17 protein-coding genes are annotated in these 15,564 nt (G+C 55.0%); 10 read left to right on the top strand and 7 right to left on the bottom strand.

The genetic code is table 11. From position 1 onward, the window contains the following. Positions 1-768: an isoprenyl transferase gene (locus tag HMPREF1292_RS09635; protein ID WP_021352992.1), complete on the top strand. Its 768-nt coding sequence runs from the start codon at positions 1-3 to the stop codon at positions 766-768. 66 nt (positions 769-834) lie between these two features. Here HMPREF1292_RS09635 and coaA read toward each other — a convergent pair whose 3' ends face one another. Further along, positions 835-1,749, bottom strand: a complete 915-nt coding sequence (coaA, locus tag HMPREF1292_RS09630; protein ID WP_021352993.1) for a type I pantothenate kinase — start codon at positions 1,747-1,749, stop codon at positions 835-837. Between the two features lie 81 nt (positions 1,750-1,830). Here coaA and glyA point away from each other — a divergent pair, with 81 nt between their 5' ends. From glyA to HMPREF1292_RS10535, 4 genes are all read left to right on the top strand, one after another. Continuing rightward, positions 1,831-3,099: a serine hydroxymethyltransferase gene (gene glyA / locus HMPREF1292_RS09625; RefSeq protein ID WP_023019711.1), complete on the top strand. Its 1,269-nt coding sequence runs from the start codon at positions 1,831-1,833 to the stop codon at positions 3,097-3,099. Between the two features lie 4 nt (positions 3,100-3,103). Continuing rightward, positions 3,104-5,296, top strand: coding sequence for a chorismate-binding protein (locus tag HMPREF1292_RS09620; RefSeq protein WP_023019710.1), 2,193 nt, complete (start codon positions 3,104-3,106; stop codon positions 5,294-5,296). 103 nt (positions 5,297-5,399) lie between these two features. Then, complete coding sequence (locus HMPREF1292_RS09615; protein WP_021352996.1) at positions 5,400-6,332, top strand: ABC transporter substrate-binding protein; 933 nt, start codon at positions 5,400-5,402, stop codon at positions 6,330-6,332. Positions 6,333-6,436: 104 nt separating this feature from the next. After that, positions 6,437-7,216 (top strand): aminotransferase class IV, encoded by a 780-nt coding sequence (locus HMPREF1292_RS10535; RefSeq protein WP_021352997.1) that lies wholly within the window; start codon positions 6,437-6,439, stop codon positions 7,214-7,216. Between the two features lie 53 nt (positions 7,217-7,269). Here the strand turns inward: HMPREF1292_RS10535 and HMPREF1292_RS09605 are convergent, their stop codons facing one another. Together HMPREF1292_RS09605 and HMPREF1292_RS09600 are read right to left on the bottom strand one after the other, a co-directional pair. Continuing rightward, positions 7,270-7,614, bottom strand: coding sequence for a DUF5997 family protein (locus tag HMPREF1292_RS09605; RefSeq protein WP_024272769.1), 345 nt, complete (start codon positions 7,612-7,614; stop codon positions 7,270-7,272). 249 nt (positions 7,615-7,863) lie between these two features. After that, positions 7,864-8,229 carry a PH domain-containing protein gene (locus HMPREF1292_RS09600; RefSeq protein WP_021352999.1) on the bottom strand — a complete coding sequence of 122 codons (366 nt, stop codon included), beginning with the start codon at positions 8,227-8,229 and terminating at the stop codon, positions 7,864-7,866. A 66-nt stretch (positions 8,230-8,295) separates the two neighbouring features. Here HMPREF1292_RS09600 and HMPREF1292_RS09595 point away from each other — a divergent pair, with 66 nt between their 5' ends. Further along, positions 8,296-9,186 (top strand): hypothetical protein, encoded by an 891-nt coding sequence (locus HMPREF1292_RS09595; RefSeq protein WP_034645282.1) that lies wholly within the window; start codon positions 8,296-8,298, stop codon positions 9,184-9,186. A gap of 141 nt (positions 9,187-9,327) precedes the next feature. After that, positions 9,328-9,855: a GNAT family N-acetyltransferase gene (locus HMPREF1292_RS09590; protein WP_021353001.1), complete on the top strand. Its 528-nt coding sequence runs from the start codon at positions 9,328-9,330 to the stop codon at positions 9,853-9,855. A 32-nt stretch (positions 9,856-9,887) separates the two neighbouring features. Here HMPREF1292_RS09590 and HMPREF1292_RS09585 read toward each other — a convergent pair whose 3' ends face one another. The 4 genes from HMPREF1292_RS09585 to HMPREF1292_RS09570 form a co-directional block, all read right to left on the bottom strand. Continuing rightward, positions 9,888-10,751, bottom strand: coding sequence for a biotin-dependent carboxyltransferase family protein (locus HMPREF1292_RS09585; RefSeq protein ID WP_023019707.1), 864 nt, complete (start codon positions 10,749-10,751; stop codon positions 9,888-9,890). Next, on the bottom strand, positions 10,745-11,371 hold the full coding sequence (locus tag HMPREF1292_RS09580) for an allophanate hydrolase subunit 1 (protein WP_023019706.1): 627 nt from the start codon (positions 11,369-11,371) through the stop codon (positions 10,745-10,747). Before HMPREF1292_RS09580 ends, HMPREF1292_RS09585 begins: the two co-directional genes overlap by 7 nt. Further along, positions 11,365-12,138, bottom strand: coding sequence for a 5-oxoprolinase subunit PxpA (locus tag HMPREF1292_RS09575; protein WP_023019705.1), 774 nt, complete (start codon positions 12,136-12,138; stop codon positions 11,365-11,367). Before HMPREF1292_RS09575 ends, HMPREF1292_RS09580 begins: the two co-directional genes overlap by 7 nt. Positions 12,139-12,218: 80 nt before the next feature. Next, on the bottom strand, positions 12,219-13,388 hold the full coding sequence (locus HMPREF1292_RS09570) for an NRAMP family divalent metal transporter (RefSeq protein WP_161970015.1): 1,170 nt from the start codon (positions 13,386-13,388) through the stop codon (positions 12,219-12,221). Between HMPREF1292_RS09570 and HMPREF1292_RS11440 the strand changes: the two genes are divergently transcribed. From HMPREF1292_RS11440 to HMPREF1292_RS09560, 3 genes are all read left to right on the top strand, one after another. Then, entirely contained in the window at positions 13,354-13,653 is a 300-nt protein-coding gene (locus tag HMPREF1292_RS11440; RefSeq protein WP_231892374.1) for a hypothetical protein, read from the top strand. The two genes, HMPREF1292_RS09570 and HMPREF1292_RS11440, sit on opposite strands and share 35 nt — an antisense overlap. A gap of 93 nt (positions 13,654-13,746) precedes the next feature. Continuing rightward, a complete protein-coding gene (locus tag HMPREF1292_RS09565) occupies positions 13,747-14,367 on the top strand; it encodes a GntR family transcriptional regulator (RefSeq protein WP_034645279.1) in 621 nt (206 codons plus the stop codon). Positions 14,368-14,386: 19 nt separating this feature from the next. Then, complete coding sequence (locus tag HMPREF1292_RS09560) at positions 14,387-15,526, top strand: hypothetical protein (protein ID WP_023019702.1); 1,140 nt, start codon at positions 14,387-14,389, stop codon at positions 15,524-15,526. Positions 15,527-15,564 lie beyond the last annotated feature (38 nt).

Below are 15,564 nucleotides of genomic sequence, written 5' to 3'. Positions count from 1 at the left end.
ATGAAACTGCGGGAATTGGTCTATCCCATTTATGAAGCGCGTATTCGCCGCAGCTTGCAGGGAAAGCCGCAGCCGAAGCACGTCGCAATCATGGCTGACGGCAACCGGCGTTGGGCGCGGGAAGCCGGGTTCACCGACATTAGTCATGGGCACCGACGTGGTGCACACAAGATCGCAGAACTGGTTTCCTGGTGCGCAGAAACCGAAGTAGAAGTAGTCACCTGCTATTTATTGTCGACAGAAAACCTACAGCGAGCCCCGGAAGAACTGAACCTACTTTTTGACATCATTACCGATGTCGTCGTTCAGCTTTCGCAAGGGGAACCGAATTGCCAGGTGCGTTTGGTTGGTCATCTGGACCTGCTTCCGGTTGAGGTGGCACAGCGTATGGAAAATGCCGCAGCGACTACCAGGGACAACACGGGAGTTATCGTCAACGTTGCGGTGGGTTACGGCGGTCGACAAGAAATAGTGGACGCGGTACAAAAGCTTATTCGCGCGGAAGCAAGGAAAGGCTTGGCCGCAGACGAGATTGCCGATGCCGTAACGGCAGATTCTATTTCGCATCACTTGTATACCAAAGGCTTACCGGACCCAGATTTAGTGATCCGAACTTCGGGCGAGCAGCGCTTATCTGGGTTCTTGCTGTGGCAGGCTGCCTATTCGGAAATTTGGTTTACCGATACTTATTGGCCGGCGTTCCGCAAGATTGATTTCCTCCGGGCGTTGCGAGAATTTTCGCAACGCTCACGACGATTTGGCAAATAACCGTTGCATATTCCTTTGCATCTGCCCTGTTCTGCAGGCAAGTTCCCGTTGGGGGAGCCACTAGGATTACAACTTGCGGAGCCGAATTTTTTCCACGAGGTGGTCGTGGTTTTTCCGAAGTACTAGCGAGGCCCGCACGCGCGTTGGCAAGATATTTTCTACCAGGTTGGGTAAGTTAATGGACTGCCAGATCTCGCGGGCTTCGGCGCGGGCTGCGGTTTCTTCCAAATCCGCGAAATGAGCGAAGTGAGCGCCGGGTTCCCGGAATGCAGTGCGTCGAAGCTTCAAGAAACGCTCGATATACCAGTTTTCGATGTCGTCGATATGAGCGTCGACGTAGACGGAAAAATCCACCAGATCTGAAACCATGAGCGTGCGGCCGGTCTGCAAAACGTTCAGGCCTTCGATGATCAAGATGTCTGGTTGCCGAATACGCTGGACCTCACCAGGCAAAATGTCGTAAGCAGTATGGGAATACACCGGTGCATGGGCCTCGGGCGCACCTGATTTCACCTCGGTAACAAACCGCAACAGCGCCCGTTGGTCGTAAGATTCGGGGAAGCCTTTGCGCTTCATTAATCCACGCTTTTTCAACTCTGCCGTGGGCAGTAAAAAACCGTCGGTAGGCACGAGATCAACCCGCTGGTGTTTATCCCATTTTTGCAACAGCACCTGCAGCAGACGGGCAGTGGTGGACTTGCCGACGGCTACTGATCCCGCGACCGCGATAATGAATGGCACCTTTTGCGGCGGGTGCCCTAAGAACTGTTGAGCGGCGTCGTTGACTCTGCGGTGAGCTTCGATCTGTAAATGCAGTAGACGAGCCAGTGGTAGGTAGACGTCGGCCACCTCTTCGAGGTCAATATTTTCTCCGATACCGGCGAGCTCGGTAACCTCGTCTTCCGTTAACAACTGCGGGACAGATTTACGCAGGTTGCGCCAGTGTTCTCGGGAAAAATCCAGGTAGGGGCTGGTAGTCATAGTAGGTATTGTCTCATTACCGCTTGGTGTTATTGTTATAAGCATCATAATCGCCACCTGCGTGCAGAAAGGCCCGCTTTGATGTTTGAATCCCCGCTGTCTGAGTTTGACCCAGAGGTAGCTGCTGCCATCGACGGAGAAATCTCCCGTCAACGTGGAACCTTGGAAATGATTGCCTCGGAAAACTTCGTGCCGCGCGCGGTGTTGCAGGCACAAGGTTCGGTACTGACTAACAAATATGCCGAGGGCTATCCCGGCCGCCGCTACTATGGCGGTTGTGAGCACGTCGATGTCATTGAAGACCTCGCTCGGCAGCGTGCCAAGGAGCTATTTGGTGCAGAATTTGCCAACGTACAGCCGCACTCGGGTGCACAGGCCAACGCCGCGGTATTGGCTTCACTGATCAAACCAGGTGACAAGATCATGGGCTTGTCTTTGGCACACGGTGGGCACCTGACCCACGGCATGAAGCTAAATTTCTCCGGCAAGCTGTATGAGGTTGCTGCATACGAGGTGGACCCGGAAACCCATCGCATTGATATGGACAAGGTTCGCGAGCAGGCTTTGGCGGAAAAGCCACAGGTGATCATCGCTGGCTGGTCGGCGTATTCGCGTCGTTTGGATTTCGAAGCCTTCCGTTCCATCGCTGATGAGGTTGGCGCTTATCTGTGGACTGATATGGCGCACTTCGCTGGTCTGGTGGCTGCTGATCTGTACCCATCACCAGTTCCACACTCCGATATTGTTTCTTCCACCGTGCATAAGACCTTGGGCGGTCCGCGTTCCGGCCTGATTCTGGCGAAACAGGACTACGCTAAGCAGATCAACTCGGCAGTCTTCCCAGGCCAACAGGGTGGTCCGTTGATGCACGCGGTGGCGGCGAAGGCTGTGTCGTTCAAAGTGGCTGCCACTGAGGAATTCCGGGAGCGTCAGCAGCGCACCATCGACGGTGCACGCATCTTGGCAGAGCGCCTGACTGCACAGGATTGCCAGGAATCTGGTATCTCCGTGCTCACCGGCGGCACCGATACCCACTTGGTTTTGGCAGATCTGCGGAACTCAGAACTAGACGGCCAGCAGGCAGAGGACCGCTTGCACGAGGTTGGTATTACTGTTAACCGTAATGCGGTGCCGAATGATCCGCGTCCACCAATGGTGACCTCCGGGTTGCGCATCGGTGCTTCGGCATTGGCTACTCGTGGTTTCGATGAGAAGGCGTTCGAGGAAACGGCTGATGTGATTGCGCAGGCATTGCTGGGCAAAGACGTTGCACAGCTGCGTGGACGCGTTGAGAAGCTCACCCAGGACTTCCCACTGTATGAGGGCCTGGAAGACTGGAAGCTGGTTTAGGTAATTGAAAGTAGTCCTGGTTGATAACCACGACTCGTTTACCAATAACCTGGCTAGCTATGTGCGCATGGCTGGCCAGGAGGTTGTCGTTGTCGCCAATGACGCTGATCTTGGTGGAGTAGATTTCGCCACTTTTCTGCGTCAGGGTGGCTTTGGTGCGGTGATTATTTCGCCGGGGCCAGGAACGCCGGAGAACCCGTCTGATTTGGGGCATTCGGCGGCCGCGTTGCACGTTGGGCTGCCGGTGCTGGGGGTTTGTTTAGGACAACAAGCTATGGCCTGGGCAGAAGGCGGCTCTGTGGTGCGTGCGCCCGAACCGTTTCACGGGCGTCGGAGTCAGATTACGCACGACGGGGTCGGGTTGTTTTCCGGTATTAACCAGGATTATCAGGCGGTGCGTTATCACTCGCTCGTGGTTGCTGATGACGCCAACAATCCTGTACCGGAATGTTTTCGTGTCACCGCTCGCACCGCGGATGCGGATAACTTGGTGATGGGCTTAGCGCATAAGCATAAACCGTGGTGGGGTGTGCAGTTTCACCCAGAATCTATAGCCGATGCGCAGGGCATGGGAATTGTGCGCAATTTTTTGCAGCTTGCCGCAGAGGATAGGGCCTCTGCTGATAGTGCCAGCCGTGATGATGCTAGTCGCGATAATGAATCAGATTCAGCGCGTGCAGAAATTGCCGGACTGGAGATTTCCGAATCGACACTTGCCGGGCCCCATAGTGACGAGTCGAATACAACGGACACTCAGCCGTGGTTGATTTCCCGAGCTTTTCCGGCAGGAGCGCTGGCCACCGACCCGATGCGTGCTTATGAGTATTTGCGTGGGCAGCGTTGGTGGATCGAAGACGGCTCCGGAGCAATCTGTATGGGGGATGATTCCGGGCCACTGGCCAGGCACATCAAAGCGTCGGTAGTGCGCGGAGAAGTGGAGGTTTCTCATGCAGGCACTGGTTGGCGCACTGAAAGCTCTGAGGTACTCGAAGAATCTGTCTTTGACACTATTGAGCGCTTGCTGCAGCACTATTCCGCGGTGCAACCACCCGTGCCTGGGTGCGAATTTGGCTTGGGGCTAGTGGGTTATTTGGGATACGAGCTCAAGGCGGATTGCGGCTATTCTGCTCCCCATGCGCGCGAGGATTTTTGGGATGCGCAGCTGTTGTTGGCGGATCGGGCGCTCATTCTTGTCGACGGCCAGTGCCATGTGGTGGCGCTGTGTGAGAATGCAGAAACGGCTGTTGTGCAACAGGCGTGGGTGGATGCCATGGTCGCAGGATTACAAGAAGCTCAGGAGTTCGAGACTGCAGACGCTGGCGTCTCTGTTGCTTGGCCCAAGCACTCCAAGACTACTGAGGAGGAAGGCGCACCACAAAGCGTCGCGCAGCAACTACATTCGCGTGCGGAATACCTAGATTTGATTGCGCAGTCCCAGGAACTCATTGCAGCCGGTGAGTCTTATGAAATTTGTTTGACTAACCGGCTGACTATGCCAGCTGCCGGGCATCACGCAAAAGATGCGTTCGCGTATTTGCGGAACAACCATGCGTCGGCGCGAGCAGGGCTGCTGGAATTTACTGATTTCGGGTTGGCGTCGACAAGCCCGGAGTGTTTCGTGCGCATCGCAGGTGGTGTGGTTACCAGCAAACCGATTAAAGGGACCCGCCCGCGGGGCGCTAGCGATAGTGAAGATATGGCGTTGCGTGAAGGCCTCCAGACAGCTGAAAAAGACCGCGCGGAAAATCTGATGATTGTGGATCTGGTGCGCCACGATATGAATACCGTTGCGGTGCCCGGCAGCGTGGAGGTGCCGAAATTGTGGGATGTGGAATCATTTCCGAGCGTGCATCAGCTTGTCAGCACAGTGTCTGCCCGGTTGGGAGAGGTCAGTCCAGTTGCAGCCGTGCGTGCTCTGTTTCCCGCGGGTTCGATGACTGGCGCGCCGAAAAAACGCACGCTCGACATCATTGACCGGCTGGAAGGCAGCCACCGCGGTGCATATTCCGGTGCTTTTGGTTATTTTTCATTTCATGGGGCAGTGGATTTGTCCATGACAATTCGCACCCTGATTTTTGAGGGCAGACAGGTGACTTATGGCGTGGGCGGAGCGATCGTGTCCTTGTCTGACCCGGAGGACGAATATACCGAGACCCAAGTGAAGGCCCGGCCGTTGTTTGGGTGGCTATTCACGTAGCCAATTCAGGTTAGGCTGTGTTAATATAGGTGAGTTTTGTTGGCTGCACCACGCTAATTGGCAGATTTCCTGCGCGCTACGGTGCTTGAACTAGGAGAAACTCGTGAGATTTTTGCGTATTCGACAAGCCTGTGCGGCACTGGCTGGCGTTGGAATGCTTGCCGCACTGACAGCATGTGGTACTGAGCAACCTGATCCTGAAAACAACGCAGCGGATGCTGGCAGCGAGGAACGCGTGGTTGTCCTGAATACGGGACAACTGGAAAACGCCCTGCAGCTCGGAGTGGTTCCGGTAGGTGTCGCCGTCGCTAAGAATGCAGAGGCGATCCCGGAATTTGTGCACGAAGAATATGGTGACGAGGTTGACCTTGACGGAATCGAAGTCGTTGGTGAACGCGCGAATCCGGATATTGAAGCCATCGCAGCACTGAAGCCAACGCATATCTTCGCTAACGAGCGCACGGATTCCGAGATTGTGAAAAAACTAGAGCAACTCGCACCCGTGACATTGGGCAAAGGCGGCGGTGAAAACTGGAAAGGCGATTTTAAGTTACTTGCCTACGCGCTCGATAAAACCGAAGAATACGACAAGTTTATGAAGAACTACGAGAAGCGTGCAGATGCATTGGATGCTGCAATCGACGATGGCGTCGGCACGATTTCTCTGTTACGCCCGAAAAATGATTCCTTCAATATTTTCGGTGTCGAATCCATGGCAGGAATTGTCGCTGCAGATGCCGGATTGCAGCGGCCGGATAGCCAGCAATTCACGGATAAATCCAGTCACGATATTTCTGCGGAGGAACTTGGGCTTGCTGACGCTGATTGGATTTTCTACGGCGTAGTACCCGGAAGCCCAAACCCCACCGAAACCTCCCTGTGGGGCAGCCTGGGCGCGGTACACAAAGACCAGGTTGTTGAAGTGGACAATGATGGCTGGTACCTGAATGCCTCGTGGCTGTCGGCAACGCTGATTCAAGACGGCCTGGCCGAGCATCTTGCCGACGGCACGCAGCTGCCTGAACGCGCTTCGTAAAACGTCGGGGCTTAGCAGTTCTGCTGAGTGCGTAGGCGAGACGGTGATGAGGGCTGAGATGGAGAAGAGCCCGAGATGGAGACTCTGGCATAATCGGGCAGGCGATGAAAATCCTGGATTCTTACCTCATTAAAGACGGCCGCGTGGTTGGCCGTGAAGCTCACGAACACCGTTTTAGCCTTGGCGCGCGCGAGGCAGGATTGGACCAGTGGGATATCGAAGCCTTCTTGCTGCGGGTACGCGATGAACTGCCGGATGATGGCACATATTTCCCGAAAATAGAAGTTGGTGCAAACGGTGCCCTTCGATGGCAATTGCGGCACCCACCCGCATTACGCAGCACCACGGAGCTGTATATCCCAACTGAACAGGACCAGCGCGTATACCCGCGTGTAAAAGGCCCTGATTACGGCTATCTGCAGCAGTTGCGTGAGCAAGCCCGTACCGTGGGGGCCGATGACGCGCTGTTGCACCGCAACGGGAAAGTATTGGAAGCAGCGAATGCCGCGATCATGTTTTTTCCGGGCTGGAAGCAGGAGACTGACAGTGCAGCGGGGGCGGCAGGTCTAACGCCAGATAACGGTGCACCATCAGATCCGAGTGCAGTGCCGGACAAAATTGCACTGTTGCCACCGGAACAAGCGCAAGTTTTAGCATCGGTGACTGCACACAGCAGTGTGAGCGCCTTGCACAATGCCGGGTGGCAAGTCCACCGCGGGGTGTTGAGTCTGGCAGAAGCCTTGGAAACGCCAGCGTGGGTGGGAAGTTCATTGCATGGCTGGACTCGGCTGACCGCGTGGCGCACTGATGCCGGGCGTCGGCAAGCGGTTGCCGCGCCAGACCCGACATCGATTAATCGCGCGTTATGGGAGCACGCTAGCTAGCCGACAACGGTGCCGCTGGATCCGGGCTGGAAAGCTAGTTGGATGCTGGAAAGCTAATTGGAATCAGCGTTGCCGGGCTTTGTGTTTTCCTTGCGGGATTCCGCCAGTTGAGTACGGGCTTTGGACAACCACTCTGGCTGGTTTTGCAGGAGCTGTTTGATCTCGGCCGTGGTCAGAGCTTTATCCAAGTGGGTTTTTACCGCGTTGACGGAGACACCAAGTTTCCGGGCCACCTCAGCGCGTGGATGTGGGCCCTCCAAGCGCAATTGCTGCAGCCACTCTGGCGGTTCGTGTTGCAATGAGCGCAGCTGCGCATGGCTAATGCCACCGTTTTGAAACTCCGGAGGGCAGGCAGGCAGGTGGATGCCGAGTTTCTTTGCTGCCGTTTGCGGCTTCATAGCCGTACTGGACGGGGATGCTGCGTCGGCACCGCGAATCGTGGTATCAGCGGTGCCGGTCTGGTTAGTGCTCTCGTGGTTGTTGTGATCAGCGCTGATCTGATCGGCGTTAGCGGTAGAGTTATTGCTTTCGTTCACACCTGCACACTACAACACGGCACGTACATCAACCCAGCAGCCATGACGGTCGCCCCAACTAGTACGCCTCAGCAGCTATGAAGCTGAGCAGCTGCAATGAAGCCGAAGCTATTAACCCAACACGCAGTCGCCGATGAGCTTATCGATCGCCCGGACATCCAGTTTGCGGCCAATCTTGATCTTTATGTGGCCCGCGCGGGTCCAGAGTTCAATTTCCGCGTTGAAGTCCAGCGTCCCAGCGTTTTCCGTGGACCACATATTGATCGCGGAGTACGGCAGAGAATACATCTCCACTTTCTTGCCGCGAAGGCCTTGTGAATCCCGGACAATCAGCCGCTTATTGGTAAAAACCGCACTGTCGCGGAAAGTCTTGAACGCAACGTGTGCTTGTTCGCCGCTGGTCAGGAGTGGGTAGACATCGTCTGGGATCGGGGTTTCTTCAAACAGTGTCCATTCGGCAATCGCTTTGAATTCCACGGGAGTCCTTCCTTTAAGGTGTTCTAAGTTCTATTATTATATTCCAGCCGCGGTAGCATGGCCGTCATGTTGCACCTCGTATTCGCTACCGGAACCGAACCCGGCAAATGGTTCCAGCGATTTCAACGTGATACCCCGCATGGGCTCAAAGCAGTGGCGGCGGATGATCCTTTCGCAATGCTTGCCGACGGTGCGAACGCCGACAGCGTAGCGCATGGCGATGCCAGTGCAGCTGATCGTTGCGAGGTAGCGCTGATGCGGTTACCTGATTCACGCATCGACGAAGCCATAATCGGCCGAGAGTTTCACGTCGTCAAGCTTTATACCGAGCAATGCGGGATCGCGGTACCGAAAGACAGCGTGTTCGCAGAAGTTGGTGAGCCCGTCGGCTCGCGAGACATCGAAGGCGAGATCATCAATTTTGTGGCAGAAAAACTTGGTCCGATTGACGTAGACAAACTTCGTGAGTCTTTGCAAGTGGTTGCAGCCAATGTTGGGGTGACGATAGGGCCACTGCCGCTTTTGAAGATGCTGTCGAAAAATCAGATCCGTGTGCTGCCGTACAACGGCGAGCATGTAGGCGGTGCAAAATCAACAGGGGGGTCAGACACAGAACCAACAGACGGGCGCTCAGGAAGCCAACGTGCCGTGGCACAGACTGAGATCGCTTTGGTATGGAAAGTAGCTGCAGATGGGGATGCCATCCAAGATTTTGTCGGAATTGCGAAAGGGCGTAAAGCAGGATCGACGCGGCATAGGGCGCTAAAAGAGACGCGACAAAAGAAAAGGCCCGGGGCAGGTGTTGGGAGAAGTACTGGGAACAACAGCGTAAAAGGTGTTGGGAAAAACTCTGGGAGCGGTGCCGGGAAAAGTGGCAGCGGCAAGAAAAAATCTGGAAAGGCAACGCGGGCACGTGGGCAAGCGCCGGGCGGACTGCGCAAGAAGAAACGCCGCTGATGCTGGGTGTAAACTGGGGGCCTGACGAAGGCCAAATGTACTTCACGCATTGCTGCGAGTCGTACCAAAACTTTCCGGTGAACTCGACACCATAAGCTCGAAAACACTGAACTCGACATAGTCACGGGAGGACCAACAGCAATGTCTGACGACTTCAACCTGCGCCCCATCCGGCCGGATGATTACCCACAGGTTCGCGAAATTTATGAACTCGGTTTAGAGACCGGCCACGCAACGTATGAGACGGAAGCGCCAACCTGGGAGCAATTCACCCGCCTGAAAGTCATGGAAACAGTGTTTGTGGCTGTAGAAGAGGGCAATGATTCCAAGATTTTGGGGTGGGTCTCTGGTGCACCTGCCAGCCACCGACCGGCGTTTCACGGCGTGTTGGAGGATTCAATCTACTTGCACCCGGACGCGCAGGGTCGTGGCGTTTCCGGAGCGCTGTTGGATAAGTTGATTGAGGTGGCAGAAGAGCTGCACAAGTGGGCCATCCATGCATGGATTTTCCCAGAGAATGAAGGCTCGGCGAAACTGCATGAATCCCGTGGCTATGAGAAGGTCGGCACGTTTAGTCATATGGCGAAAATGACTTACGGCGAGCGCGCCGGGGAATGGCGCGATACCGATGTTTGGGAAAAGCTGCTGAAAAAACCAGACGAGAAGTAGCTTTTGGTCCGCCAGCGGCCTAGCGCTGAGCGCTAGTTTGTGCAATTTGCGGCCCGGAACGTCACTATAGTGCCGGGGCTTAGCTGCGCCATCTTATCGACGGATTCGCTGGTCAGTACACCAATGACAGGGTAGCCGCCGGTAATCGGGTGATCAGCACCGAAGGCCGCGGGGTGCCCGCTGGGAGGTATTTGCAGCGCACCGCGCATTGCGCCTTCGGATGCTAGCTCACCGTCATAGGCTCGTTGCAACGGGCGGCTGGCTATCAGATTGACGCCGATGCGGTCCGAATCGGATGAAATTTGAAACGTTTGGTTAAACAGCTCTGCGGTCTCCGCGAACCAATCTTGGCGTGGTCCGAGAACAATGTCGAGAACCTCATGTGATTTCGGAACGAATTGTGTAGGCAAGTGCTTGATGCGTGGTAATTCCACGGTTGGGTTTTTCGCATTCGTCGGCAAACTAGTCCCGGATGTGATCGGATCCGGGCCGATACCGGAAAGCGTGTCAGTGGCGACTGAACCAAGCACTGGCTCGACCGCGAAGCCACCGGAAATACCCAGGTAAGCGCGCAACCCTGTGCCGATTTCCAAGCGGACTGTTTGGCCTTTTTGAATATCGAGTACCGTGTTGGTGCGCATACATCGCTTATCGACGAATACATCCGCATCGGTACCAGTAAAAACGATGCGTACCGGCTTTTCAGCGACCACCTCAAAACCTCCGAAAAGGATCTCGATAACGGCCGAGTTTTCGTCATTCCCGAGCATGCGATTTGCACGACGGGCAGCACCGCGATCAAACGCGCCGGAGGGGCTCACACCGAGGCCGGAATAACCTGCGCGCCCGAGATCCTGAAAAGTTGCCTGTGGTCCGGTTTCTAACACCTTTAACATGTTTTCTCCTGGAATCGCACGGTATCGCCGGGTTGGAGTAAAGCTGGCTGGTCGCGTTCTATATCCCACATACGCGCTTCTGTGGTGCCAATCAACTGCCAGCCGCCGGGCGAGCTTTGGGGATAAACTGCGGAAAAACCTCCGGCCAAGCCCACAGAACCAGCAGGAATCGAGGTGCGTGGTTGGCTACGGCGGGAAATATTGGCGAACACCTTTGCATGTGGGTTCGTGAGGTCAGGGCGCAAGTACAAAAAGCCTGGCGCGAACCCAGCGAATGCGGCCGTCCAGGTCGTCTCCGTATGCGCAGTGACGAGTTCTTCGGCGCTGACACCGAGTTCGTCGGCAAGCTCGTCCAGGTCATCCCCGTTATAGGAGACCTCAATGGTGTGCGCATTGCCGCTGCTGTGTGCTGCGGCTTGTGTGTCCAGTTTCGGCAGAGATATCTGGCTGGGGTTGCGGTCGAATGTGATTAGCAGGGTTTGTGCGGCAGGAACGAGATCGATGATGGATTCGAGGCCTGCGCGCTGCAGTTGTGCCTGGTAGGCCAGTACCTGGCCCAATGGGTCCTTGTGGTCGCTGAAGTCGATTAACAGACCTCGGTCGCCGTATGGAATTAACATATAGCGATGCCCTCCTGTTTAAGTGCGGTGATGATTGCTTGCACCATTTCCAGGGCTTTGTGGCTATCGCCGTGGACACAAATCGATTGGCCAGAAACTTCAACTGGTGTGCCATTAACGGAGGCGAATGGCTGCCCGGTGGCAATCGCAAGGGCTTGCTTGACGACGGTGTCGACGTCGTCATGCACTGCACCCGGTTGTTTCCTGGGGACCAGCCGGCCTTCGTCGGTGTAGGTGCGATCGGCGAAGGTTTCTTCGATGACCTCGAGCCCGGCCGCACGAGCTTCACCGACGACGGGGGTGCCGGACAGGGCCATGAGTTTGAGCTGTGGGTCGACGGCCAGTATTCCGCCGATGACTGCTTCTGCCTGGTAGTTATCGGTGGCCATGCGGTTATAGAGCGCCCCGTGTGGCTTGACATAGCTGACTTCCGCGCCAACCACGGAGGCGGCAGCCTTGATTGCTCCGAGCTGATAGATGGTTTCAGCGAGTAGTTCTTCGGCGTCGTAGTCTATGAAACGGCGGCCGAAACCGGGCAGGTCGCGGTAGCCGATGTGAGCGCCGATGCGAACATCACGCTCGTGCGCTGCTTTGACGGTATCGAGCAATACCTTCGGGTCGCCAGCATGGAACCCGCAGGCGATATTGGCGGAACTGACCAGGTCCAGTACGGCATTATCGTTGCCCATGGTCCAGTTGCCGAAGCTTTCGCCGAGGTCGCTGTTGAGGTCGATGTGCAGGGCCGAGGTTTCGGATGCGGTACTCATCGTGGTTGTCTCTCCTGACACAGGGATGGGGTGGTTATATGCGGTTCTGCATTGTGTGGTTTTGACGAGTTAGTTGTCGTTTAGAACACGAAGTCCCAGACTCCGCTGAATGAGCGGATGGCCAAGAACCAGGCAATGATTACGCCAATCATGCCCAGGACGATGAGCCAGCGTGGGTATTGGTAACCAAAGAGCAGGTCTTTCTGCCGGAATATGGCGACGTAAATAATCATCGTGAAGCCGACGGGCAGGACTAATCCATTGAAAGCACCGGCGAATACCAGCAAAGCAGCAGGTGCAGAGCCGAGGAAAGCGAAAGTAGTAGCGGAGCCGACAACAAAGATGATGGTGACGATGTTTTGTGCTTTGCGGAGCTTATCCTTCTTCGGGATGATGAACGTTGCCGAGGTATAGGAAGCTCCGATCACCGAAGACAGTGCAGCGGCGAACAAGACTGCACCGAATGCACGCATACCGAAATCACCTGCGGCGGCTTGGAAAGCTTCTGCAGCTGGGTTGTCATCGACGTTCAAAACGATTCCACCAGCAATGACGCCGAGGATTGCGAGGAAGAGGACGAAGCGCATAACGCCGGTCAGCACAATGGCGGTAACAGAAGCGCGGGTTACAGCCTTGACGTTTTCTGGCCCGGTGGTGCCGGAGTCAAGCATGCGGTGTGCGCCAGCGTAGGTGATATAGCCACCGACGGTGCCGCCGACCAGCGTAGTGACAACCACCCAGTCTACGGTTTCTGGCCATACGGTTTGGGTGAGAGCTTCACCTACCGGTGGTTGGGAGACAAACGCAACGTAGATCGTCAGCGCGAACATTACGATGCCCAGGACCACAAGGATCTTATCCAGGGCCGCACCAAGGCGTTGGAAGAGGAAGACGATAATGGCCAGTCCAGCGGTGATGAGACCACCCAACTTTGCGTCGATCCCTAACAGGGCGTTTAGTCCAAGGCCACCTCCGGCAATATTGCCGATATTGAAAACAAATCCACCGATGCCAATCAACGCAGTAAGTAAGTAGCCCAGGCCAGGAAATACCACGTTGCCAAGTTCTTGGGCGCGTAGTCCCGAAACACCGATGACGCGCCAGACATTCATTTGGACCGCGATATCGATAATGATTGACACCAGAATCGCAAAACCAAAAGCCGCAGCTAGCTGGTTAGTAAATACCGCAGTTTGCGTCAGGAATCCAGGGCCGATGGCAGAAGTAGCCATCAGGAAGATTGCACCCATTAGGATGCTGCGTGTTGAGGCAGTTGCTGCCGCTTGTTTTAGATTGGGCTGTTGTGGAGTGCTGTTTGGCTGGGGGCTGGAGGCCGAAGTACCAGCATTGCTTGATGAAGACATTTCCAGGTCCTTGCTCTTAGAGGGCTGTGGGATGTTACAGGGCTATATAAGGGTGACTTTCGTGAAAGCGAGATTATTTGCTGCTGACTTCCCAGCAGTTGCTGGGAAGTGGCATGGAACCAATATCGTGGTGATTGTTGAACAACGATAGCATAACTGTGGGTTAACTCACGGAAAAATCCGCAGGGGGCACATGCGTCATGAAAAATTGCTAATGCCAGTAAAGACGATAAAATTACTGTGTATGATCGCTGATTCTTTGGCCCGCGAGATCACGCAGCGCATCACGCGCGGAGACCTCCGCCCGGGCCAACGCTTGCCTGAAACTCGCCTTGCCCGGCAACTCGATTGCTCACGAAACTCATTGCGTGAGGCCTTTCGTTTTTTGGTTAACGATGGGCTCGTTACACACATTCCTAATCGTGGGGTCTTTGTACGCACCCTGACGGCCGAGGCGATCAGCGAAATCTATACGTATCGTCGTATCGTCGAGTGCGCAGCCGTGGCAGAATCTGATTTAGACAGCATTGATTTGTCGCACCTCGACACAATTATTACCGAGGCGCGCCGGGCTGCAGAACATGATGATTGGCATGTCGTCGGCAGTCTCAATGCCCAGGTGCACCTCGAATTCGTGGCGCTTGCTGGAGTAGACCGGCTGGTGGAAGACATTCGCCCGGTCATTGCCCAAGCGCGCATTGCCTTTTTGTCGCTTGCGCAGCGTGATATTCATGAACCGTTTATCTCGCAGAATGCGGAAATCATTGATTTATTGCGGGAAAAACGACGTGACGACGCCGTCGTGGCTTTGCGGAAGTTGCTGGATATTGCACAACAACATGTACTGGACCGCCTAGATTCCTAGTTGCCGTTAGACTAGCACCATGATGTTCCGACGCTATCGCCAAAACCGCCTGTTGCGGCAGCCAGATCCGTCGTTTCCGAGCCTAAGTCGGAAAACCGCGGATCAGCTTCGTTCCTCGCTGCGTCGCCAGCTGGCAGCTGAAGGTGCGTCGATTCGTTTTGACGGCATGTCGGCGACTATTGAACACCCGAGACGAGGCCGCATGTCGGTGCGCCTAGATGATTTAGTGCGCCAAGTAGCAAGCTCGCAGCATCCGAAAGCGATTCCGAACCTGGCAGCGTCATTTATGTCAAGTCTTGACGACGATACCTATATGGAACAGTTGGATACCGCATCGATTTATTCGCGGTTGCGTTTACGCCTAGTTTCGACGCGTGATCTCAGCGCGGAAGAACAAAAAATTATTGATTCGGCGACGCTTTTCAGTTTCACACAGGATACCTCCGCCACGATTGCTGTGGATACGGCCTCTTCTATACAGACAATTGCTTTGGAAAAGCTGTCTGAAATTGATGATATTGATGCTTTAGAACGTGCTGCGCGGACGAATTTGCGCGAAGAATTGCGCACTACTGATATCGACGTGCAATATCATAATGGTCCCGCCGAATCACCAGGGGCTTCAGCATGGACTTTTGAATCGAGCTCCCACTATCTCGGTTCGGCCCCGTTGCTGCTAGAGGAATTTATCGACATGTGGGCACCGGAAATTGACACCACTAATGGCTTGCTATTTTCTATGCCGACTCGACATTTGCTGTTGGTACGTGCGGTGACTGAAGGCACTGATCTGTTGGAAGGTATCTCGCGGATGGCTCCGGTGGCTGCGCAGATTGCCGATAGTGCGGAGTCAACAGTTTCACCACTAGTGCACGTATATGACGATGGCGAGATCACTACGATTTCTAATTGGACGCCAGGTAGCCAACAAATTGAAATCGCACCAAACGCACATATCATGAATCAGCTGATCAAAGGAGGTTTTGATCCACAGGCTGCGATTGAATCTGGTGGGGGTATTTGGGAATCTGGCGAATTGCCGCCGTTGCCGGACGATTTTGAATTGCCTGATACACCAGCTGATATAGATAATGTTGGTGACGGTGAAGACGAAAACGGTCACGGTCCCGGGGATCAGTACCCGCGTCGGGACACTTAGCCACCGGCTGCGAATTACTACCAACGGCGCGAAAATAC

Origin of the sequence: Corynebacterium sp. KPL1995, assembly GCF_000477935.1 — a bacterium.
GTDB classification, from domain to species: Bacteria; Actinomycetota; Actinomycetes; order Mycobacteriales; family Mycobacteriaceae; genus Corynebacterium; species Corynebacterium pseudodiphtheriticum.
The sequence above is the reverse complement of the archived record's forward strand: the minus strand, read 5'-3'. Positions and strand labels throughout refer to the sequence as shown.